General features: G+C 40.6%; 18 protein-coding genes. 4 read left to right on the top strand and 14 right to left on the bottom strand.

The window, feature by feature from the left end; translation table 11 throughout:
• Window positions 1–47: 47 nt before the first annotated feature.
• The 5 genes from VP472_RS08785 to VP472_RS08765 form a co-directional block, all read right to left on the bottom strand.
• Window positions 48–809, bottom strand: a complete 762-nt coding sequence (locus tag VP472_RS08785) for an N-acetyltransferase (RefSeq protein ID WP_153986661.1) — start codon at window positions 807–809, stop codon at window positions 48–50.
• 35 nt (window positions 810–844) lie between these two features.
• Complete coding sequence (locus tag VP472_RS08780) at window positions 845–1,258, bottom strand: UPF0715 family protein (protein WP_146276834.1); 414 nt, start codon at window positions 1,256–1,258, stop codon at window positions 845–847.
• A 51-nt stretch (window positions 1,259–1,309) separates the two neighbouring features.
• The gene (locus VP472_RS08775) at window positions 1,310–1,948 is read right to left on the bottom strand and encodes an HIRAN domain-containing protein (RefSeq protein WP_146276832.1); all 639 of its coding nucleotides are present in this window, start codon (window positions 1,946–1,948) and stop codon (window positions 1,310–1,312) included.
• 32 nt (window positions 1,949–1,980) lie between these two features.
• Complete coding sequence (locus VP472_RS08770; RefSeq protein WP_077722372.1) at window positions 1,981–2,445, bottom strand: hypothetical protein; 465 nt, start codon at window positions 2,443–2,445, stop codon at window positions 1,981–1,983.
• A gap of 152 nt (window positions 2,446–2,597) precedes the next feature.
• Window positions 2,598–2,741 (bottom strand): hypothetical protein, encoded by a 144-nt coding sequence (locus tag VP472_RS08765; RefSeq protein WP_165698139.1) that lies wholly within the window; start codon window positions 2,739–2,741, stop codon window positions 2,598–2,600.
• 317 nt (window positions 2,742–3,058) lie between these two features.
• On the opposite strand from VP472_RS08765, the gene adhP reads away from it, so the two are divergent.
• The gene (gene adhP, locus VP472_RS08760) at window positions 3,059–4,075 is read left to right on the top strand and encodes an alcohol dehydrogenase AdhP (RefSeq protein WP_020955863.1); all 1,017 of its coding nucleotides are present in this window, start codon (window positions 3,059–3,061) and stop codon (window positions 4,073–4,075) included.
• 244 nt (window positions 4,076–4,319) lie between these two features.
• Here the strand turns inward: adhP and VP472_RS08755 are convergent, their stop codons facing one another.
• Window positions 4,320–4,505: a hypothetical protein gene (locus VP472_RS08755; RefSeq protein ID WP_003154035.1), complete on the bottom strand. Its 186-nt coding sequence runs from the start codon at window positions 4,503–4,505 to the stop codon at window positions 4,320–4,322.
• Between the two features lie 801 nt (window positions 4,506–5,306).
• On the opposite strand from VP472_RS08755, the gene VP472_RS08750 reads away from it, so the two are divergent.
• Window positions 5,307–5,405, top strand: coding sequence for a YjcZ family sporulation protein (locus VP472_RS08750; RefSeq protein ID WP_003154037.1), 99 nt, complete (start codon window positions 5,307–5,309; stop codon window positions 5,403–5,405).
• A 514-nt stretch (window positions 5,406–5,919) separates the two neighbouring features.
• On the opposite strand, the gene ppsA is transcribed toward VP472_RS08750, so the two are convergent.
• From ppsA to xylA, 3 genes are all read right to left on the bottom strand, one after another.
• Window positions 5,920–8,517: a phosphoenolpyruvate synthase gene (ppsA, locus tag VP472_RS08745; RefSeq protein ID WP_146276830.1), complete on the bottom strand. Its 2,598-nt coding sequence runs from the start codon at window positions 8,515–8,517 to the stop codon at window positions 5,920–5,922.
• 385 nt (window positions 8,518–8,902) lie between these two features.
• Window positions 8,903–10,402, bottom strand: a complete 1,500-nt coding sequence (gene xylB / locus VP472_RS08740) for a xylulokinase (RefSeq protein WP_146276828.1) — start codon at window positions 10,400–10,402, stop codon at window positions 8,903–8,905.
• Between the two features lie 133 nt (window positions 10,403–10,535).
• Window positions 10,536–11,873, bottom strand: coding sequence for a xylose isomerase (gene xylA, locus VP472_RS08735; RefSeq protein WP_077722367.1), 1,338 nt, complete (start codon window positions 11,871–11,873; stop codon window positions 10,536–10,538).
• A 223-nt stretch (window positions 11,874–12,096) separates the two neighbouring features.
• Here xylA and xylR point away from each other — a divergent pair, with 223 nt between their 5' ends.
• A complete protein-coding gene (xylR, locus tag VP472_RS08730) occupies window positions 12,097–13,251 on the top strand; it encodes a transcriptional repressor XylR (RefSeq protein ID WP_146276826.1) in 1,155 nt (384 codons plus the stop codon).
• Window positions 13,252–13,379: 128 nt separating this feature from the next.
• On the opposite strand, the gene xynB is transcribed toward xylR, so the two are convergent.
• Both xynB and VP472_RS08720 read right to left on the bottom strand, forming a co-directional pair.
• Window positions 13,380–14,981, bottom strand: a complete 1,602-nt coding sequence (gene xynB / locus VP472_RS08725; RefSeq protein ID WP_077722365.1) for a xylan 1,4-beta-xylosidase — start codon at window positions 14,979–14,981, stop codon at window positions 13,380–13,382.
• A gap of 42 nt (window positions 14,982–15,023) precedes the next feature.
• Window positions 15,024–16,415, bottom strand: a complete 1,392-nt coding sequence (locus VP472_RS08720; RefSeq protein WP_060386956.1) for an MFS transporter — start codon at window positions 16,413–16,415, stop codon at window positions 15,024–15,026.
• A gap of 546 nt (window positions 16,416–16,961) precedes the next feature.
• Between VP472_RS08720 and VP472_RS08715 the strand changes: the two genes are divergently transcribed.
• A complete protein-coding gene (locus tag VP472_RS08715) occupies window positions 16,962–18,056 on the top strand; it encodes an L-dopachrome tautomerase-related protein (RefSeq protein ID WP_146276824.1) in 1,095 nt (364 codons plus the stop codon).
• A 226-nt stretch (window positions 18,057–18,282) separates the two neighbouring features.
• Here the strand turns inward: VP472_RS08715 and glnA are convergent, their stop codons facing one another.
• From glnA to VP472_RS08700, 3 genes are all read right to left on the bottom strand, one after another.
• On the bottom strand, window positions 18,283–19,617 hold the full coding sequence (glnA, locus tag VP472_RS08710; RefSeq protein WP_003154048.1) for a type I glutamate--ammonia ligase: 1,335 nt from the start codon (window positions 19,615–19,617) through the stop codon (window positions 18,283–18,285).
• A 57-nt stretch (window positions 19,618–19,674) separates the two neighbouring features.
• Complete coding sequence (locus VP472_RS08705) at window positions 19,675–20,079, bottom strand: MerR family transcriptional regulator (RefSeq protein ID WP_007410366.1); 405 nt, start codon at window positions 20,077–20,079, stop codon at window positions 19,675–19,677.
• A 109-nt stretch (window positions 20,080–20,188) separates the two neighbouring features.
• Complete coding sequence (locus tag VP472_RS08700; protein WP_012117612.1) at window positions 20,189–21,454, bottom strand: methionine gamma-lyase family protein; 1,266 nt, start codon at window positions 21,452–21,454, stop codon at window positions 20,189–20,191.
• Window positions 21,455–21,464 lie beyond the last annotated feature (10 nt).

Below are 21,464 nucleotides of genomic sequence, written 5' to 3'. Positions count from 1 at the left end.
AACCCTCAGTATCGAATATAGAAACGAGCAATAGTAATAAAACAAAGTTAAGCCATTAAAAGCTTATTCAGTATTTTTTCAAACTTATTTACGCTCATCATCTCATGAGTGAGAAATGTCCCATTATAAAACACGCTGAAAGTCGTCCAAACTGCCGGGGATTTTTGCGCCATATCTTTTGACGTTATTCTCAGGGCCTGAAAATGAAGCCCTTTCTTTTCAGTCAGTTCCTTTAAATCCTTTAACACTCCGACTGCAAATGGGCATTGAGCTGTATAAAATATTATGATTCCCTCATCATTAACGGAATTACTTTTCACCTGTTTTTTAAATACAGGAGGATGTGCATGTTCCTTCCACGTCAGTGACACCAACTGAAAATAGGGTTCTGCTTCATCTTGCACAGCAAATCCCATATGCTCGAAGAAATGCTTATCACTTAAATAAGGGAGTTTTTTCTTCCCCACTATATGAACTATCCCATCCATACCGCGGGATTTTGCATCTGACACACATTTTTCTAACAAGTGTTTCGCATGTCCGTTATTCTTATATTTACCTGAGACCCAAAGGCAATTAATAAACATAAAATTAGGTGCGCTTACCGGGACCCACGCTTCTTCTGCAGGTAAATATTCAATAAAAATTTTGGCCCGTTCGTTTAGGCGGTAGAACACCAAGCCATCACTCATCCGATCTTTGAGCCAGCTCTTCTTTTCATTTACCGCATCCTCATATTGTTTCGTACCTAACGCACAGCAAATATGATTGTCATCAATATTGTCCCTAGTCAACTCAATGTATTCCATTTTTCCTCACCCGCTTTCTTTTGGGAACATCAGCTTTACTTCCGGTGAACATTGTAATTTCTCAGAAATATAGAGTCCCAGTACCAATATATGAACGCAGCAGCAATGCTCATTATGTAATAAATGAAACTTCTGAAAACCGTGAAATCAATTGGCGGATTACCTATGTGCCAGAACAAGAACACAGCTAAAAAAGCGACTGCGGTATAAATGAAAAGATGAACCAAACTAAACTTTTTAGGCTTCTTTCTTAGCCATAGTTGCACAGGAACAGCAAACAAAAGGTAAGTAATCAATGCGTAAAAAGCAATGATAACTACAGTAACTAATGCAATTGGCACAAAACCCGAGTATACAAACATATATATCCCGAAAATCAAACCATACGACAAACTTGAAAAAGCCAATGTGTAGGTATAGCTCTTTAATCTTGTTGAATTCAGCTTCAAGTCACCGCCCCGTTCATTTACTTCGCACTTACAATATCGTAGTTTTATTGTCTATTTGTCTGTTTTAATCACTATTTGACATTCAATTTTATAATCTGTTTCTCCTGTTTCAATCTTTGTATCATCGCGGTTAACTTTATATTTCCCTCCATACAAACTTGCTGATATCGGGTGACTTATACCACTCTTTAACTGATCGTAAATGTATTTCTTGCCTTCTTGAAAATTCTTTCGAGGAACATGTCCTACTTTGCAATCATTTACATAGACAGCTATAGCTTCCGGATCGTACTTGTTGTTCTCTTCTAACCGCAATTCACAATTTGAGAAAAGGGAATTATGATAAATAAATATCGGCTCATCAAAAGTTGATTCTAGAATCTCTTTATTTGTCATACCATCATATTTTTCATCGAAGAAAAAGCTGTCTTCATCCTCCGTCTTGATGGCTTTCTTAATATCTTTTTGATAGTGTGATGTTCCTGCAACCTTAAAGTCTATATACTCGAAAAATGCACAATTTTCTTCATATTTCCTTGAGAAGCCTGTCTCTTGAATCAAGATTGGGAAATTTTCTTTTTTCGATACCATCTCTGTTTCGTTATTAACGCCAACAGTGTTCATATTATTATTTTTATTCTCATTTTGTTCATTTTTAACTTTGTTCTTGAAAAAGTTGAGTATACCCAAATGTACCCCTCCATTTGAAATAAAAGATTGGTTTAATCAAAAAACTCATCATCAATAAAATCATTTTCTCTTGCAAGTTTATTCGAATCCTTTTTAAAAAACCTTTGCTTCAATTTTTCTTTAACTGTTAATTTTTTGTTTTTGTCCTGGCATATATGACATATATAATCTCCGTTGTTTGATAAATGAATAAGTAATTTATCGACACCTGACCTTTTGCAGATACACATCCTGTGCTGACCATCACTAAACGAAATATGACCGCAAGCATTTACGCTTGCATATATTCCTGAATGTTTTTTATGCATGTCCGGTTTTATGTAGTGCGCAGCCAATCTTCTGCATTTTAATGCATATTCATGCTCTTCGCCTTCTAAAGCTTTAAATTCCTTATCAGTTAAATCTAAGGAGCACTTTCCTGTTCTAACTTTATAACAGTCATGTTTACTTAGCCTAAAATAAAAAGAATGTTTCGTAGGATTTATTAACTGATCCAACCTGATCCCCTTCTCTTTAAAAGAATGATTTTATGCAACTCCTTAAAATTTGTATTTCGTTACTTTTATTGTAACTTTAGTATACTATGATTACTTTTAATTATCAGTATACCCATAAAAAAGGTCAAGGAAATACCTTGACTGTATATCGCTCACCAATCTGCATCCGGCTCATCGTGTTCGAATCCGTAAAAGTCTTTAATCCACACGTCTCCGCAGCCTGCTTCTTTTGTGATCAATAAGTAATGATTTCTGTTTGCATCACCATTCACCTTATCAGCCGTGCTCAAGTTCAAATGATTACCCGTAAAATTCTTTTCACTAAAGGTAAAATCATATCCTGCCAGTGTAATTCTCTGCAGTGCAAGTCAAATATCTATAGAAAGATTATGACCACAAAAGCAAAGCATTCTGTGCATTTGGAGATGACAAACCCCCATTTATACACCATTCGGATGACAAATCATCCGTAGAATCCTCCCTGCATAGCTCCCTCAATTTTTGTAGAGACACTTGTCCGCAAAAAAATGTAAGGGTTTTCAAAAGAAGAGCAGTGTGCTAAATTGTAAGATAAGTAAAAATTTTCTGCGAATATTTGAAAGGGGTGTATGATTTGAAAGCTGTAGTAGCAACAAAAGACAAAAGTATAGCGATCGTACAAAAAGAATTACGTCCTTTGCGACATGGTGAAGCCAAAGTTAAGATGGAATACTGCGGTGTATGTCATACTGACTTGCATGTTAAAAATGCTGATTTCGGGGATGTTACTGGCGTCACTTTAGGTCATGAGGGAATAGGCATTGTGACTGAGATTGGTGAAGGCGTAACAAGCCTGAAAAAAGGTGACCGCGTCTCTATTGCCTGGATGTTTGAAAGCTGCGGCTGCTGTGAATATTGCTTAACTGGCCGGGAAACCTTGTGCCGGGATGTAAAAAATGCCGGATATACAGTTGACGGCGCAATGGCTGAAGAAGCAATCGTAGCGGTTGATTATGCAATAAAGGTGCCGGAAAATTTAGATCCCGCAGCAGCAAGCAGCATTACTTGTGCAGGTGTAACAACTTATAAAGCGGTTAAAGTCAGTGAAATTAAACCAGGTCAATGGATCGGTGTATTTGGAGTCGGCGGTTTAGGCAACTTGGCTGTTCAATATGCAAAAAACGTCTTTAACGCTAAAGTGATTGCTTTCGACATTAGCGATGAAAAATTGAATTTTGCTAAGAGCTTAGGCGCTGATGCGGTTGTAAACAGTTTAAACGAAGACCCCGTCGCTAAGGCAAAAGAAGTGACTAACGATTTAGGGCTTGATGCTGTGGTCATCACGGCTGTCTCTAAAACCCCTTTCAATCAAGCGATTGATGTTGTAAAAGCAGGAGCCCGTGTAGTCGCAGTCGGTTTACCGGTGGACAAAATGGATTTAGATATTCCCCGTCTCGTGTTAGATGGAATTCAGGTAGTAGGTTCATTAGTAGGTACCAGAGAAGACCTGAAGGAAGCTTTTCAATTTGCTGCGGACGGTAAAGTTGTACCTAAAGTGACAAAGCGCCCGATCGAAGATGTGAATGATATTTTTGAAGAAATGGAGCAAGGTAAAGTGACCGGCCGCATGGTTATCGATTTTACTTCCTAATCATTAAGGCTGCCGGGAATGATACGGCAGCCTTTAATCTCTATTCTTGCTCAGCGCCCCACCCAGACTGAATAAGACTTTGTCATTTAGTTCAGAAAAGAAACTTTACAGACCATTCGGCGGACATACATTTTGCAAGTACTGCCTGGACTAACCCTGATACCAATATAATTCCAGGTCATTCATTGCCGAAGCGTAGCTGTTATGAGGAAACCCACCAGAGGTTCCTCATAACACTAAAAACCTACTCACTGCACTTTTTACAGCAGACCTTATCAGAGTGTTTGCTTAACACTTTGTCCATTCTACCCACAGGCATCTTCTTCTCACTCGGAAGTGTAAGATAAGCTGTTATCTCATCCCCTGATTTTAATGTTTTTCCGCAGATAGAGCATTTTAACTCAGTATTAAAGAAATTTTTTAATCCCATTCAGAAGCCTCCTTATTTACCTTTATAAAGTAATACGTTAATGCTTTATAAAAGTTTCACGTTAAAGAAATACTCCTTGCCTGGGAATATACTTCGTTTCAGTTGATCCGCAGCCGCCCTGGTCATCGTTATACCTCACTCAATCAGGCAGCTTCTTCCTTATATCCTCTACGACACTAAATGCGGGGAAAACGTTCATTCAAGAATTCAGCGTTAACCAAAAAGGAGAATACATCCTGAAATATGATAGCGGCACCGGTGATAGTGTCGATGGTTTCTTTAGATCTGTTGAGATCTAAATTCCGTTAGGAAAGTCGGCAGTTTTGCCGACTTTCTTTTCCAAGCATTCTGCAGAAATAAAAGTAAAGTGTCGAATAAACATATGACCTTTTTGAAACGGAAACTTTATCTGCACCACAAACCCGCAAGCAGCCTCCTTGTATCGTACCTTCTGTCCCTTTGTGATTTGTTTTGATTTGTCGTATACTGCGCTTGCCCGGGAAATGATGAATATTTTCGTTAACTATAATTTCCCTGTACCTCTTCGTATGTGGCTCTGCATGATGAAGTAACTTCATGGCTCACCACTTTCATACACAGTTTTATTGCATGTTGAGCCATATCCCTCCTCTTTAAACAGCAACCCGTCCCATCCATTTCTCTCTTTCCATTATTTCATATTCTTAGAAGCTCTTCATTTTAGGCTTAATATCCATTTTTTCTTATTTAGACTTAAATCTATGTCGAAATTTATCGTCCGGCATATTATGTACTATCCTAACAACAGGAGGTGGCAATAATATGGGGAACTACGGTGGAAATTACGGTGGAAGTTCTTTCGTATTGATCGTTGTGCTGTTCATTTTGTTAATCATTGTAGGTGCTGCATTCCTTTTCTAGCACATTGACGATTTATATTCGTCTCCCAAACATTGCATCCCTTAGTTCGGACAGACGCCATAAGAAGTTTTATGGCGTTTTTACTTTTTAAAAAAATCTATCTAAGATAAACATTTTTTATTTTCACTCTGGTAAGCGGGAGAGTTTTCTCCCCTGCCTGCGCCAATATTGCCGCTATGAAGAATAAGGCGAACAATTCAATTCAGAATAAAGACTTGTTCATGAACAAAACCCCTAAATAGTTGTTAAAAAACTAAGGCATTTTTAATTCATCAGGATTACAGAGGCTGTGAACTTAAAAAGGATATTACTCACCTTTATAAAATTGTCATCGTTAGATTTAGTCACTGAATCTTTTTTGTAAGGGTCCGCCCACAAAATGCGGTGTTCTCACATTAAATCATTTTCACATAAAAAACCGGATTCCTCTTCTGAAAGGTTCCGGCTTTTCTTTTTGTTCGGTATTTGTCAGTTAATATGCGGGAAATAGCTGGTGACGTGCACACACCCGCTATTATAATATTTCAATAGAGCCTTCTGTTCCATGAACGCGGATTCGCTGCCCATCTTTTATCAATTGGGTTGCATTTTCAACTCCAACAACTGCAGGTAAGCCGTATTCACGCGCGATAACCGCTCCATGGGTCATCAGTCCGCCAACTTCAGTGACCAGGCCTTTTATGGACACAAACAATGGTGTCCAGCTGGGATCAGTATAGGGGGTAACTAATATATCCCCATCTTCCAAATCGGCATCTTCCATGTTTAAAATAACCCGTGCCCGGCCCTCTATGACTCCCGAGGAAACGGGCAGCCCGGCAATCGCTCCGGCCGGGAGATTTTCTCGTTTGTACTCGCCTGTAACGATTTCACCGTCAGACGTGATAACACGCGGCGGAGATAGTTTTTCATATACTTTGTACTCGCCTTTTCGTGTGCTGATGATTTGGTAATCCAATTTATTTGTGCGTACGACTTCCTGAAGTTCTTCAAAAGTGAGATAGTATATGTCTTCTTTTTCATGAATAACCCCCGCTTTTGCGAGTTGTTCGGCTTCTTTCAGTAAAGCCTGCTTATAAACGAAGTAGCGGCTGATCATGCCGTATTTTGGATATTCTCTGAATCCGCTGAAGTTCCGGATGATTTGGATCATTCGTTTAGTTTCTCTGGCTTTTTGTTCACCGTCCGGTAATTGCTTCAATCGGTCTAATAACTCTTGTTCTTTCTTCAACGCCTCCTGCCGCCCCTGCTCAAATTTCCGCTGGCTGGCATTTGGCTCAAAGTTTTTGAGATTATTAAGAATCATAGGGACAAGTGCAATTGGTTTTTCGCTCCATCGAGTTCTTGTGATATCAATTTCTCCGGCACATCGCATTCCGTACTTGTTGAGATAAGCATAGATAGCGTCATGGGTTTCCCGCCCGCCTTCAAACTTCACCAGCCCATCCAAAAAGTGATCATCTTTTACATTCTCTAAATAGGCAATTACTTCTGGATAAGGACGGATCACATCGGCGACGTCCAATAGCGCAAGCCCCATTTCTGAAGTAATATTATGGGGTACAGATTGAGAAAGCGTATCTGCTGCGTTTTTTTCACCTAACCACTCGTTCATTTTTTCGTTAATCCATGATGAAGCATCCATTGCAGTTCGAATCAGCACCGAACTTTTTGGATTAAATAAAATATTCTTTAATTCCTGGATATCTTCCAAAATAAAACGAAATAAATCAGATCCTGATTTCGTCTGGATGTTTTGTTTTAACTCTTCTATCGATGCCTGACTGCTCTTAATCAAATCAGAAACAATTGCCGGATCGTTTTCAGCTTGATCCGGCATATCTGCATTGCCTTTGCCGGGAATCGGCGCCGTTTTATCATGTATCGGCTTAATGAAATCATGCCGCTCTATTATGGTCATAAGTGCGTCTTTTAAGAGCGGATCGTGCTGCCCCATGCCTTTTAAGAAAACTTCTCTGACATTAGGGGATGCCAGTTGATGTGTGACATCAACGAATAGCCTTCCGCCGGCTTTACGCATGGGTGCAGCAGTCGTCAACAGAAAAAAAGACAATCCAAGGGGTTTTATGGGATCCGTCATCATTTGCTGATGACCGACAGAGATATAGACGTGATTTTCTTGATCGTTCGCTTCAGGAACGGGGTATAACGTTGTGATCGGACGACTTTGGACAATATAAAAAGTATCGCGGTCCAAACACCATTCGATATCTAGCGGCTGGCCGAAATGAGCTTCGATCTGTCTCCCGATACGTGTCAGCTGTAAAATTTGTTCATCAGTCAGTGTTTGAATCTTTTGCTGGTCAAGAGCGATCTCCTGTGTTTCTGTTCCGCCTTCTTTTCGTCCATAGATAGCCAATTTTTTAGTTTCTATTCTCTTATCGACGATTTGCCCGTCCTGTACTTTATAACAATCGGCAGAGACTAAGCCGGAGACAAGTGCTTCACCAAGTCCAAAACCGGCATCAATGGATAGCAGCTTTCGGTTTCCGGTCATCGGATCAGCGGTAAATAAAATCCCCGAAGCCTGAGGGAACACCATCCTTTGGATGATAACGGATAAATAAACTTGGCTGTGATCAAATCCATTTTGCATACGGTAAATGACCGCGCGATCCGTAAATAGGGACGCCCAACATTTACTGATATGCTGCAAGATCGCATCGAGGCCGGTAATATTTAAATAGGTGTCTTGTTGACCGGCAAAAGAGGCATGCGGTAAATCCTCAGCTGTCGCACTGGAACGTACGGCATAGGCATGTTCTTCGCCGAACCGGGAGAGATGGCAAGCGACTGCTTTGACTACATCTGAAGGAATTTCTGCTTCCATAATGGTTTGCCGGATTTTTTTGCTGACTTCACTAATTTGATTGCGATTCTCCGCTTTCAGCATGGTCAGTTGATCCAACAGCGCTTGTAACGTTTCGTTTTGTTCAATGGCTTTTTGATATCCTGCGGTTGTGACACAAAATCCTTCCGGTACTTGTATTCCTTGAATTTTTGATAATTCCCCTAAATGTAACCCTTTTCCTCCAATGAGCAAAGGCTGTGTTTTTTCAATTTCGTGAATGCCGAGAACCAAAGAACTCATTCTATATCTCCCCTTCAAAAAAATTTGACAAGAGCTTTTCAGCATGATATAATCATAATATAAGATGGATAACTATGACCTTTCACACAAAAAGCGTGCGTGTTCTGATTATATCACCGTGTCTGTTTTTGTGCAATATAAAAAGAACCTGGCCAATTTGGCGAGGTTCTTTCTTCATTTTCTAAGGAACTCCTGAAGTTGAGTCCCTTCACGCAATGTGAGGGGATTATTTGTGTGTATACTTCTCAATTCATCGTCATATGAGTTTAGACTGATGCAGTCACAACTTACAAGAATGCTTATCAGTTTCCTTCAATAGCTAACACATTTGAAGTTACATTAGCGCTGCCGTTGCTTTGATATCCCTCAACTGACCTCCTGAAAATTAGGTTTGTCGAAATCTCTTTAAAGCTGTATTGAGATCTTTTGTGTGAGCGTAAATGTTCTTATACAACTCGAATAATGTTTTATATTTTTGAACATTTTGTTCTTTTGGATAAAATGCAGCTGCTTCATGAATGAACTGCTCTGCACATTCTTCAAGAGAGTCAAACCACCCGCTTCCGAAGGCGGCTAACATCGCAGCCCCCATGGCCGGACCTTGTTCATTTTCTAACTTAACCACCCTCGTATTGAAAATATCAGCCTGCATTTGAAGCCACGTTTCATTTTTAGCTCCCCCGCCAATAGAGACAACCGTATCAACTGATTTTCCCGCTTCGCGGAATAGCTCAATTGATTCATATAAAGAGAATGTGATGCCTTCCATTATCGCCCTCAAAAAGTGCTCTCTTTTATGGGCTCCGTCCATTCCGATCAAGCTTCCCCGAATAGATGAATCAGCATGCGGCGTTCTTTCACCGACCAAGTAAGGAGTGTACAGCAGTCCATTTGCTCCTATCGGAACAGATTCCACGCCCTGCAATAATTGTTCAAACGATTCGTTCGGCGCAAACGTTCTTTTAAACCAGTCCAAACTGTACCCTGCAGCGAGCGTAACTCCCATCGTATAAAAAGAATCCTTCTTTCCATGATTAAAAAAGTGCACTTTCCCTTTAAAGTCCCTTTCTTTGTCTTCTTCACAGGAAAGTATGACTCCTGACGTCCCGATACTGCATAATGTTTTTCCCGAAGAAAGAATACCGGCTCCGACAGCACCGCAAGCATTATCTGCTCCCCCAGCGTATACTTTTGTTTTTTCGAGCAGCCCTGTCTTCGCCGCAACGCTCGGAAGCAGCGATCCTACACAGTCATGGGATTCAACCAGCGGAGGACAAATTTCTGCTGAAATACCAAATTGATTGCAAATCTCATCGCTCCACTCTTTGCGGGTCATATGTAAAAGTAACGTTCCTGCCGCATCGGAGTATTCGGTGTGAACGGCGCCGGTCATGCGGAATCTCACATAGTCTTTCGGAAGCAGAAAAACAGCGGTTTTGTTAAAAAATTCAGGCTCATGTTCCTTTACCCATAACATTTTAGGTAATGTAAACCCTTCAAGGACACGATTTTTTGTGATATCAAGCAGATGATCGCCAAATGTCTCGGTTATCCTGCTGCATTGAGGCGCCGTTCTGGTATCATTCCAAAGAATCGCATGACGCAGCACCTGCCGATCTTGGTCAAGCAGGACTAACCCATGCATTTGTCCTGAATAGCTTATTCCGTCAATATCCTTAGCTTGAACGTTGGATTTAGAAACCAACTCAGCCAATGCTTCAATTGTTTGCTGCACCCAGTCTTCAGGATTTTGCTCACTATACCCCGCCTTCTCTTGGATGAGCGGATAACTTTTGGACGCTTCTGCACAAACCTTGCCGTTTTGATTGACTAAAATGGTTTTAACGGCACTCGTTCCAAGGTCTATTCCAATGACATACTTCATTTTTTCACTCCTTCCTCTCTAAATAGATCCCCATTGAAATGACCCGCCATAACAGTAACTTCATGACGGGCAATTGGGAACTTGGCTGCCTGCATCTTTTTACAGCGGGATCTGGAACTTCTTTTTTCATTTGTTATACCTGTAAAATGTATTGGTTTAATATCGCTTTTAACCGTTCCTGTCTCCCTGATTCGTTTTTAATTGGCTGATTGTTCAGCGCATATTGCTCAAGCGTCTTGAAATCAGCTCTTCCTTCTGCAATTTCAAGGCCAATCCCTTCAGTAAAGCTGCGGTAACGGTGTTGAATCACATCTTCAAACACACGATCTTCGATTAACTTGTGTGCGGCTTTCAATCCTCTTGCAAATGTATCCATCCCTGCAACATGGGCATATAGTAAATCATCAGGCTCAAAAGAAGATCTCCTGACCTTTGCGTCAAAGTTTAATCCTCCGCTTCCAAGACCGCCATTTTGCAGGATTTCGTACATTGCTAATGTCGCAGAATATAAATCTGTCGGAAATTCATCTGTGTCCCAGCCTAAAAGCGGATCACCCTGATTCGCGTCAACAGAGCCGAGAAGGCCATGCACTCTCGCCATGCGTAATTCATGTTCGAATGTATGCCCGGCTAATGTGGCATGATTGGCTTCGAGATTTAATTTAAAATGATTGTCTAAGCCGTATTGCTTTAAAAAGGCAATGGTTGTTGCTGCGTCCGTATCATATTGATGGGTGGTCGGCTCTTTTGGTTTTGGTTCAATCAAAAACTGCCCTGTATACCCGATTTCCTTCGCATAATCCACTGCCATATGCATAAATCTGGCCATATTATCAAGCTCAAATTTTAAATCTGTATTTAACAAAGTTTCGTACCCTTCACGTCCGCCCCAAAATACATAGTTCTCAGCGCCAAGCTCTTTTGCTGTTTCTAATCCTTTTTTTACTTGGGCTGCGGCATACGCAAATACATCTGCATTACAAGAAGTCGCGGCACCATGGACGAAACGGGGATTCGTGAACATATTTGCAGTATTCCATAATAGCTTAACGCCGCTTGTTCTCATGTAGTCTTTTATCATGTCCACGATTATATCCAGATTTTGATTCGTCTCTTTTAACGTACTTCCTTCCGGTGCGATATCCCGGTCATGAAAAGCAAAAAATGGCGCATCCAGTTTTTCAAACATCTCAAACGCTGCATCTACCCTCGCTCTCGCCAGATCCATGCCTTTATAGTGATCCCACGGTCTCTGCATCGTAGCTGCGCCAAACATATCTGTGCCGTAAGCGGTAAATGTATGCCAATAGGCAATAGAAAACCGCAAATGCTCTTTCATTGTCTTTCCGCCGATTACTTCTTGAGGATTATAATATTTAAATGCTAAAGGATTAGTGGAATCTTTCCCTTCGTAAATCACTTTGTTTACGCTTTCAAAATAGCCGACTGAACCAGAATGAGATTGAACCATGTGATTTCCCCCTTAAAATAAATTTACATTGTATATTAGTTTGTTGTCTAAACAAACTAACTTATTTTCATCTTATATAACCTCATCCGTATTTTCAATATTTTTTAGTTTTTTATGAACACATTCGCTATAATAAAGGTACGTTTCGCTATGTACTTTGTTTCATATTGAACACACAAAAATTTCAACTTAATTTAAAGGTTATACAAATGGAGTGGATGAAGTGGATATCGCAGATCAAACCTTTGTCAAAAAAGTAAATCAAAAGTTATTATTAAAAGAAATCCTTAAAAACTCACCTATTTCAAGAGCAAAATTATCTGAAATGACCGGATTAAATAAATCGACTGTTTCATCACAGGTAAACACGTTAATGAAAGAAAATCTTGTATTTGAAATCGGTCAGGGACAATCAAGCGGCGGCAGAAGACCTGTCATGCTTGTTTTTAATAAAAAGGCAGGATACTCCGTAGGAATAGATGTAGGTGTGGATTATATTAACGGCATTTTAACAGACCTTGAAGGGACAATTGTTCTTGATCAACACCACCATTTAGAATGCAATTCTCCAGAAATAACGAAAGACATTTTAATAGATATGATTCATCACTTTATTACACATATGCCACAATCTCCGTACGAGCTTATTGGTATAGGGATATGCGTGCCCGGGCTAATTGATGATAATCAAAAAATTGTTTTCACTCCGAACTCCAATTGGAGAAATATTGACTTAAAACCTTTCATCCAAGAGAAGTTCAATGTGCCTGTTTTTATTGAAAATGAGGCAAATGCCGGCGCATATGGAGAAAAAGTATTCGGCGCTGCAAAAAATCACGATAACATGATTTATGCAAGCATCAGTACTGGAATAGGAATCGGTGTTATTATCGACAACCATTTATATAGAGGGGTAAGCGGATTCTCTGGAGAAATGGGACATATGACAATAGACTTTAATGGTCCGAAATGCAGCTGCGGAAACCGAGGTTGCTGGGAATTGTATGCTTCAGAAAAGGCTTTATTAACATCTCTTCAGACGAAAGAGAAAAAAGTGTCCACTCAAGATATCATAGACCTCGCCCACCTGAATGATATTGAAACTTTACATGTGTTACAGAATTTTGGATTCTATTTAGGAATAGGCCTTACCAATATTTTGAATACATTCAATCCACAAGCCATCATTTTAAGAAACAGCATAATAGAATCGCATCCTATAGTTTTAAATTCAATTAAAAGCGAAGTGTCGTCCAGGGTTTATTCCCAATTGGGCAATAGCTATGAATTATTACCATCTTTCTTAGGAAAAAACGCACCCGCGTTAGGAATGTCCTCCATTGTTATTGATCATTTTCTTGATATGGTTAATCATTAAGTTTTACGCTGTTTTTTTAGTTTTTGTTATTTTTCATACTGAACAGGAGTCTTTCTGAAGGGATTTTTCACATAGGACACGATATGAAAAAGGAGTTCTAAAATAGAAGCTCCTTTTTCTTGTGCACATTATTTTTCTTTATAACGAAAATATCTGAAGTCGGCCGGAATATGATTACCGCTCGTATCTTGGCATTGCATCCCTACAAAAGCTCCTGTAAAGAATCCCCCGCCTCGGATATAATCATCTGATAATTTTTTCGATTCCAATGCAATGTCGATTTTGTGCCAATCTTCTTTGTTAAATGAATAGAAATAATAATATTTTTCGTTTTCAATATTCACTTTTAAATAGACATACTTGACTTCACGGGGAATTACAATTTTATTTTTTAACGGTTGTGAAAAAGAAAAGTTATCACATATCGTTAAATCAAGAATACGGCCAAGTTCTTCATCATGCGTGACTTGAAGAGCCGTCCAGTTCTCTGTATTGTAATAGTTCACCAAACCAGCGGCTTGCTGAAAATTTTCCGGATAAAACGCAACAGCCGTTTCCGCTTCAAAATGGAGACTTTGCCAGCGTCTGGCTACAAATGCCTGAGTAAACGTCGAAGTTAAGGATTCATGGCCATATAATCGTAAATGATTTGGCGCTTGAGTTAATGAACCTAATTTCTCCGTAAAAGGGATTCTTAATGTTTGAAAATTAATATTTAATGCTGCATCCTCAAATTCATCAACTTCCGGATACGTGTCTTCAAACATTGTTTCAGGTATAGAAGGTGCATCTACTTCCAAGCTCCCTTCTTTTCCGCCTTCTACATAAGGCCAGCCATCTTTCCAATAGAGCTTTTGAATAGCTGTTTCTCTGCCCAAAGGACAATAACCTCGCTGCTGAAAAATTGAATCATCGTCCGGATGAATAGGACGTCCCGTTAAATGAGCTAAATACCACTCATCTGTATGTGTTTGTACAATAGATGCATGCCCGCATTTTTGCAATGGGTTTTCCGGCGCATGCCATGACGTTAAGATTGGATTATCGGGATGAACTTCATATGGCCCCTCGATATTTGCAGAACGGGCAATTGTAGCAGCGTGTTCGAACCGCGTTCCTCCTTCTGCGGTTAATAAATAATAATAGTTCCCGATATGATAAAGGTGCGGCGCTTCCGTCAGCTTTCTTTCAGTTCCTTTAAATATCACTTTCGGTTTACCGATCAGTTTTTGCTCCTTATCAGAATATTCCTGCATGACAATGCCTCCAAAGGAGTGCCGATCAATACGCTGATCCCATAACATATTTAATAAATATTTTTTCCCATCCGTATCGTGGAACAAAGAAGCATCAAAACCCGAGCTGTTTAATGTGATCGGCTCCCCCCAATCACCATCAATCGTGTCACAAGTCACTAAATAATTGTGGCAATCTTTCCAGGCGCCATCTACGACCTTAACATCCGTATAGATAAGCCAAAACTTTCCGTCGCTGTAACTTAAACATGGCGCCCAGACCCCGCCTGAATTAGGATTTCCTTTCATGTCTAATTGCGAAACTCTCTGTAATGGATGTGCAACTAAGTGCCAATTGACTAAATCTTTTGAATGGTGTATCTGGACTCCCGGAAACCACTCAAATGTAGATACAGCGATATAATAATCCTCTCCCACCCTGCAAATACTCGGATCGGGGTTGAATCCTTTAAGTACTGGATTGATAATCTTCATTTTGAACTCCTCCTCAGCTATTTTCTGTTGACTCATCATGTTTTAAGCTTTGAAATCGTCAATATGATCCAAATAAACTTTGTCTCTATTCTCTAATTCTCGAACCATGTTTTTATATTTTTTCTCATCTAAGTTATAGAAATTAATATCAATCATGGCCAGAACCAGTAAGAACACGGGAATAATGGTTGCTGTAATTAAAATTCCCGTCAATGCCTCCGGCGTTTGCACCTGATTTGCCACATATCCAAACTGATCTAGAACCAAACCCGGTACAACCCCTCCCAAGGCCATGCCAAATTTAAAGAAAAATCCGATAATAGCGTATATGAGACCGCCCATTCTTTTCCCGGTCTTATACTCTCCATATTCGATTGTTTCAGGAATAAGCGCCCACATATATCCCCCGGCAGTGAGACTTCCTGCAGCGGCCAGCAATCGAAAGGAAAGTATCAGGAATACATTACTTGGCGGAACAAACAGTAAAGCTAAGAGGCCGATCATATTCAGTAATAATGCATAGTTTAGTAATTTCTTCTTCCCTAATAATTGATGAAGCTTTGGAATAAACGGTAAAATGACCAAAGCAGGCAAACTTCCCAACAAACCGTACCACTTCACTAAATCCGCTCTTTCTAAATTATACGTTACGTAATAGATGCCAACCGAATTACTGATTGAATTCACTCCAAAAATAATAATAAAGAAAATACTTAATACAACTAGAGGCCGATTAACACGAAATTGCTCAAATATATCCGATAATTTAATTTTTTCTTCAGATTTTTGAAGCGTGACACGCTCTTTTGTGCTTTTAAAACAAAAGATTAAAAGGCACCCGCCTATAACTCCCATAATACCCATGGTTAGCTGCCAGCCAAGAGATTCGCTGCCGGAAGTATCGCTTAAATAAGCAGCCAGCAAGGGAACAAAAAATGCAACGACAAGTCCCCCAAGATTCGCAAATAACATACGGACAGACGTTATACTAACAACTTCTTGATTATTTCGGGTCATTGCAGAGGTTAACGCGCCATATGGCACGTTTATCATTGTGTATGTAAGCGACAAGCCGACATAGGTGATATAAGCATATATTAATTTCCCCATATCCGAAAAATCCGGGGTTGTAAAACAGAGTATTGCCAATATGACAAATGGAAAAGCTCCGAATAAAAGATACGGTCTGAAGCGCCCAAACCTGCTATTTGTTCTGTCAACTATTGTTCCGATAAAAGGATCAGCGAGAGCGTCGATGATTCTAACCACTAAAAACATCGTACCGGCTGTTGCTGCCGGTAAACCAAATATATCTGTATAGAAGAACAAAAGATAAGTAGACACTGTTGCATAAATTAAATTACATGCAAAATCTCCAGACGCATATCCAACTTTTTCAACCATGCTGATCTTCTTTACATTTTCACTGAGCATGATTTCCTCCCCTTTTCGATCCTTTACATAAGGAACATTATGAAATGGTATAACATTTCTTCAATTTTATCGGCCAGTGAAGGCTTTATAAAAGCGCTTTCAAAAAAATGATAGCGATTTACTTTCACAGAGCATTTTCATCATAGTGAACAGGATAAAAGCTTGGCTTTCACTTTTTATATACCTCCAATTAAATCGAGCCTCTTATCCCCCTCCCATTTAAGACCTTTACATGATGGGCAATTAAAGTGGTTTTATTAGTTTGTTGATCGAACAAACTAACTTGATTTCATATTATAAAATCTTTTCTGCTTTTTCAACTCTTTTTTCAGAGAATTTAAAACCGACCAAAGGACGTACCATGTTGTAATTGCCGGCTGCTTCGACAGACGTTAAGTAAAAACCCCATGTGTCACCTGACTGATTTATTAAATGATAAGCACTTCCATCATCTTTTGTTTAGTAAAACTTATTAAGAAACATGCACTTGAAAAAATGCGAATCATATATAAGTGATATCCCGTTTAATTGGTTGAGGAGGATATTATGAAACCTATGCTGCCTTTTGAAAAATATTTTGGTGATTTAGAACTGGTTTATGCATTTTATGGAGCTATGCCTACCGGTGTTACTGTCTCAGAAACCGGTCGTATATTCATTTGTTTTCCGAAATGGGGAGACGATGTTAAATTTACGGTTGCGGAAATAATTGGGGATAAATTGCAGCCTTATCCTGATTTACAAACCAATTTGGTTAACCCTGAGAATATCAAAATGACTTTCATCAGTGTCCAAAGTGTAGTTGCTGATGGAAGAGGAACGCTTTGGATACTAGATACAGCGGCGCCCAATTTTTCTGAACCAATTAAAGGCGGGGCAAAATTAGTCGCTGTTGATTTAAAAACCAATACAATCAGAAGAGTGTATACCTTTACAGAAGATGTTGTCCTTCCAACAACTTACCTGAATGATGTCCGATTTGATTTTCGTGTTGGAACTGCAGGTTATGCCTATATAACGGATTCTTCTTCCAAAGGACCAGGAGCTATTATCGTCGTTGATTTAGAAACCGGAAACGCATTTAGACGGTTAAATGGAGCAAATCCAACTTCACCGGATTCCTCTTTTATACCGAAAGTAGAAGGCAAAATTTTGATGAATCGTAACAGGGATGGTTCAACTTCCCCATTTAGGCTGGCATCCGACGGTATTGCGATCTCTCCTGACGGAAAGGTATTATTTTTTTGTCCCCTGACCAGCCGCCATTTGTTCTCTATCTCAACAGAAGCCCTGAGAGATAGAAATATATCGGACATGGATTTACTTTATTATGTGGCGTATTGGGGAGAAAAAGGCGCGTCTGATGGAATGATTACAGATGCAAAAGGAGCCGTTTATGCCGGAGATTATGAGAACAATAGTATTCGAAAGATGCTGCCGAATGGCACAATGGAAACGATCGCACATGATCCGAGAATTTTATGGCCGGATACTTTTTCGATTGGTCCGGATGGATACTTATACGTCATCGTGAACCAATTACATCGGCAAGCTAGATTTCATTATGGAGAAGACTTACGACAGAAACCTTATAGTTTACTTCGTATCAAAATTGATGAATTTCCTGCTCCTGCTTTTTGAAAATAAAAATGGCCGGTTCAATTTTAGAGCATAATTGGCTTCATGTAGCCTTCATCCTAAACCGAATAAGGGATTACAATTAATACGTGGCCTCAATTATGGAGTTAGATTCATAACTTCAATTTTTTTTGGTCATATTTTGGTCAAGGACCAAAATATCGACCTCTTAATCTTATGACAAAATCAAAAAATCCCCTGACACCAATAGTGCCAAGGGATTGAGCGATTAATACTGAGACATGTACTGTTCGCGCTCCCAAGGGTGAACTTGCGTGCGGAACATATCCCATTCGATTTCTTTTGCTTCGATGAAGTGTTCGAACAGGTGCTCGCCGAGCGCTGCAACCATGACTTCGTTTGATTTGAATTCGTCGAGAGCTTCCGCCAGTGTCGCCGGAAGATCTACGATGCCGTTTTCCATGCGCTCTTCTTTGCTCATGACGTAGATGTTGCGGTCAATCGGAGCCGGTGCTTCAAGTTTGTTTTTGATTCCGTCAAGGCCTGCTGCAAGCAATACGCTTAACGCCAAGTACGGGTTTGCCGCCGGGTCTACGCTGCGGACTTCAACACGCGTGCTGATGCCGCGGGAAGCCGGGATACGGATCAGCGGGCTTCTGTTTTGTGCGCTCCATGCCACGTAGCAAGGTGCTTCATAGCCCGGAACAAGGCGTTTGTAAGAGTTCACTGTCGGGTTTGTGACAGCCGTAAAGCTTGTCGCGTGTTTTACGATACCGGCAATGAAATGTTTTGCTGTTTCACTCAGCTGAAGATCAGCGTCTTTATCAAAGAATGCGTTAACGTTATCTTTAAAGAGTGATAGGTTGCAGTGCATACCGGAACCGTTTACGCCGAACAGCGGTTTTGGCATGAATGTCGCATGCAGACCGTGTTTGCGGGCGATCGTTTTGACAACCAGTTTGAAAGTTTGGATGTCGTCACAAGAACGGATGGCACCGGCATATTTAAAATCGATTTCGTGCTGACCCGGAGCAACTTCATGGTGAGATGCTTCGATTTCAAAGCCCATTTCTTCAAGCTCAAGCACGATATCGCGGCGGCAGTTTTCTCCCAAGTCAGTCGGAGCCAGGTCGAAGTATCCGCCTTTATCGTTCAATTCAAGCGTCGGTTCGCCTTTTTCATCTAATTTAAACAGGAAGAATTCAGGCTCAGGTCCAAGATTGAAATCGCTGAAACCGAGTTCTTTCATTTCTTTCAGAATCCGTTTGAGGTTGTTACGCGGGTCACCTTCGAACGGCGTGCCGTCCGGATTGTAAATGTCACAGATGAAGCGTGCTACTTTACCTTTTTCAGCCGTCCACGGGAAGATTACAAAAGTGTTCAGATCAGGATATAAGTACATATCAGACTCTTCGATACGGACGAAACCTTCGATGGAAGAACCGTCGAACATGCATTTATTATCAAGTGCTTTTTCAAGCTGGCTCACAGGAATTTCCACGTTTTTAATCGTTCCGAGAATGTCTGTGAATTGAAGGCGGATATACTTTACGTTTTCCTCATTTACTAATTTTACGATGTCTTCTCTTGTGTACTTTGCCATTTCGTAAAACTCCTCCTCTAAAAGGTAAATGTATATAGCAAAACAGTTGCTAACGGATTAATGAAAGAATCGGGACATGTCACCTTGGCGGAAAGTATTTCCCCGCTGGAAACGGCCTGCCTGCATCAGTTCGTTTTTCAGAAGCTTTCTGAGTTCGTCATCAGACAGATTGTGCTTCATCGGTTTGGCGGTTTTTTCGGATTTTTCTTCCGGTTCGGCAGATGCCTTATCCAGAATTTGTTTGATCCCCGCCATATTGACGCCTTGTTCAATCAGATTTTTGATTTCTAACAGTTTATCTACATCATGGAATGAAAATAATCGTCTATTTCCTTCGCTTCTCGCTGGAAATATCAATCCATTTTCCTCATAATATCGAATTTGCCGGGCAGAAAGTTCTGTTAACTGCATGACAATCCCAATTGGAAATAAAGGCATTGAGCGGCGAATGTTATCACTCATCTCAATTTCCTCCTTTTCTTATCTTAGTCTCATTATAGGTGATGTTATATTTTGTGTCAATACAATGTGAGGAATCTTAACATCGAATTCTTTGAAAATTGCAACCGGCCTAAATCAGCTCTTTTTCCATTAAAGCATTTACGGCGCTGCAAATCGCATTTTTCACGTGCGCGTAGGTTAATCCTCCTTGGACATACGCGACATAAGGCGGTCTGATAGGTCCATCTGCTGATAATTCAATGCTTGCTCCCTGTACGAAAGTGCCCGCTGCCATAATGACATCGTCTTCATATCCCGGCATATAGCTCGGATAAGGCGTCACATGCGCATTAATCGGTGAAGCATATTGTATCGCCTGGCAAAAAGCGATCATCTTATCAGGGTCCTGAAACTCAACTGACTGAATCAGATCCGTTCTCGGCGCATTCCATGCAGGGTTTGACGTAAAGCCGAGCTTTTCAAGAAAACGGGCGGTAAATACCGCTCCCTTCAAGCTTTGCGCCACTACATGCGGAGCGAGAAAGAAACCTTGATACATTTCCTGCAGTGAATAAAGCGAAGCCCCGGCTTCACTTCCGATTCCCGGGGAGGTCATCCGGTAAGAGCAGGCCTCAATCCACTTGGCTTTCCCTACAAGATAGCCGCCCGTTTTAGCAAGGCCGCCGCCCGGGTTTTTAATCAGGGAGCCGGCCATAAGATCCGCTCCGACGTGGCAGGGTTCCCGCTCTTCTGCAAATTCTCCGTAGCAATTGTCCACAAAAACAATGACATCTTCTTTGATTTCCTTTACGAAACGAATCATCTCTTCAATTTCATTTATTCTGAAAGACGGACGATTCGCATATCCTTTTGAACGCTGGATGCCGATCACTTTTGTATTCGGTTGGATTGCAGCCCGGACTGCTTCAAAGTCCACTCTGCCTTCTGATGTTAAATCGACTGCATTGTATCCGATTTGAAATTCCTTAAGCGAGCCTGAATACTCCCCGCCTCTTACTCCGACGATTTCCTCGAGTGTATCGTAAGGCTTGCCTGTGATATAAAGCAATTCGTCCCCGGGTCTCAGCACGCCGAAGAGCGCGATTGAAATCGCATGCGTACCGGAAATGATTTGCGGCCGCACAAGTCCCGCCTCTCCTCCGAACACATCAGCATAGATCTTCTCCAGTGTATCTCGTCCGATATCATCATAACCGTATCCGGTTGAAGGCGTAAAATGCGTATCGCTTACTTTATGTTTTCTGTAGCTTTGCAGGACTCTCCATTCATTCCGTTCACTGATTTCTTCTATTCTTTTATGAACGGCGGAGATTTCCGCTTCTGTTTCTTCGGCGGTTTTTTGTAAAAGAGCGCCGTGGGTCAGTGTGTCAAACATGTTGTGTATA

This window comes from Bacillus sp. MT(2024) (genome assembly GCF_036362845.1).
Lineage (GTDB): Bacteria > Bacillota > Bacilli > Bacillales > Bacillaceae > Bacillus > Bacillus velezensis.
This window is presented reverse-complemented; position numbering and strand designations above follow the sequence as displayed.

Bases quoted from the DNA above. Each gene is read 5' to 3' on its own strand.
- VP472_RS08785 (WP_153986661.1), bottom strand. From the start codon at position 809: ATGGAATACATTGAGTTGACTAGGGACAATATTGATGACAATCATATT.
- glnA (WP_003154048.1), bottom strand. From the start codon at position 19,617: ATGGCAAAGTACACAAGAGAAGACATCGTAAAATTAGTAAATGAGGAA.
- xylA (WP_077722367.1), bottom strand. From the start codon at position 11,873: ATGGTTCAATCTCATTCTGGTTCAGTCGGCTATTTTGAAAGCGTAAAC.
- ppsA (WP_146276830.1), bottom strand. From the start codon at position 8,517: ATGAGTTCTTTGGTTCTCGGCATTCACGAAATTGAAAAAACACAGCCT.
- VP472_RS08720 (WP_060386956.1), bottom strand. From the start codon at position 16,415: ATGCTCAGTGAAAATGTAAAGAAGATCAGCATGGTTGAAAAAGTTGGA.
- VP472_RS08750 (WP_003154037.1), top strand. From the start codon at position 5,307: ATGGGGAACTACGGTGGAAATTACGGTGGAAGTTCTTTCGTATTGATC.
- VP472_RS08705 (WP_007410366.1), bottom strand. From the start codon at position 20,079: ATGAGTGATAACATTCGCCGCTCAATGCCTTTATTTCCAATTGGGATT.
- VP472_RS08715 (WP_146276824.1), top strand. From the start codon at position 16,962: ATGAAACCTATGCTGCCTTTTGAAAAATATTTTGGTGATTTAGAACTG.
- VP472_RS08700 (WP_012117612.1), bottom strand. From the start codon at position 21,454: ATGTTTGACACACTGACCCACGGCGCTCTTTTACAAAAAACCGCCGAA.
- xylB (WP_146276828.1), bottom strand. From the start codon at position 10,402: ATGAAGTATGTCATTGGAATAGACCTTGGAACGAGTGCCGTTAAAACC.
- xynB (WP_077722365.1), bottom strand. From the start codon at position 14,981: ATGAAGATTATCAATCCAGTACTTAAAGGATTCAACCCCGATCCGAGT.
- VP472_RS08755 (WP_003154035.1), bottom strand. From the start codon at position 4,505: ATGGGATTAAAAAATTTCTTTAATACTGAGTTAAAATGCTCTATCTGC.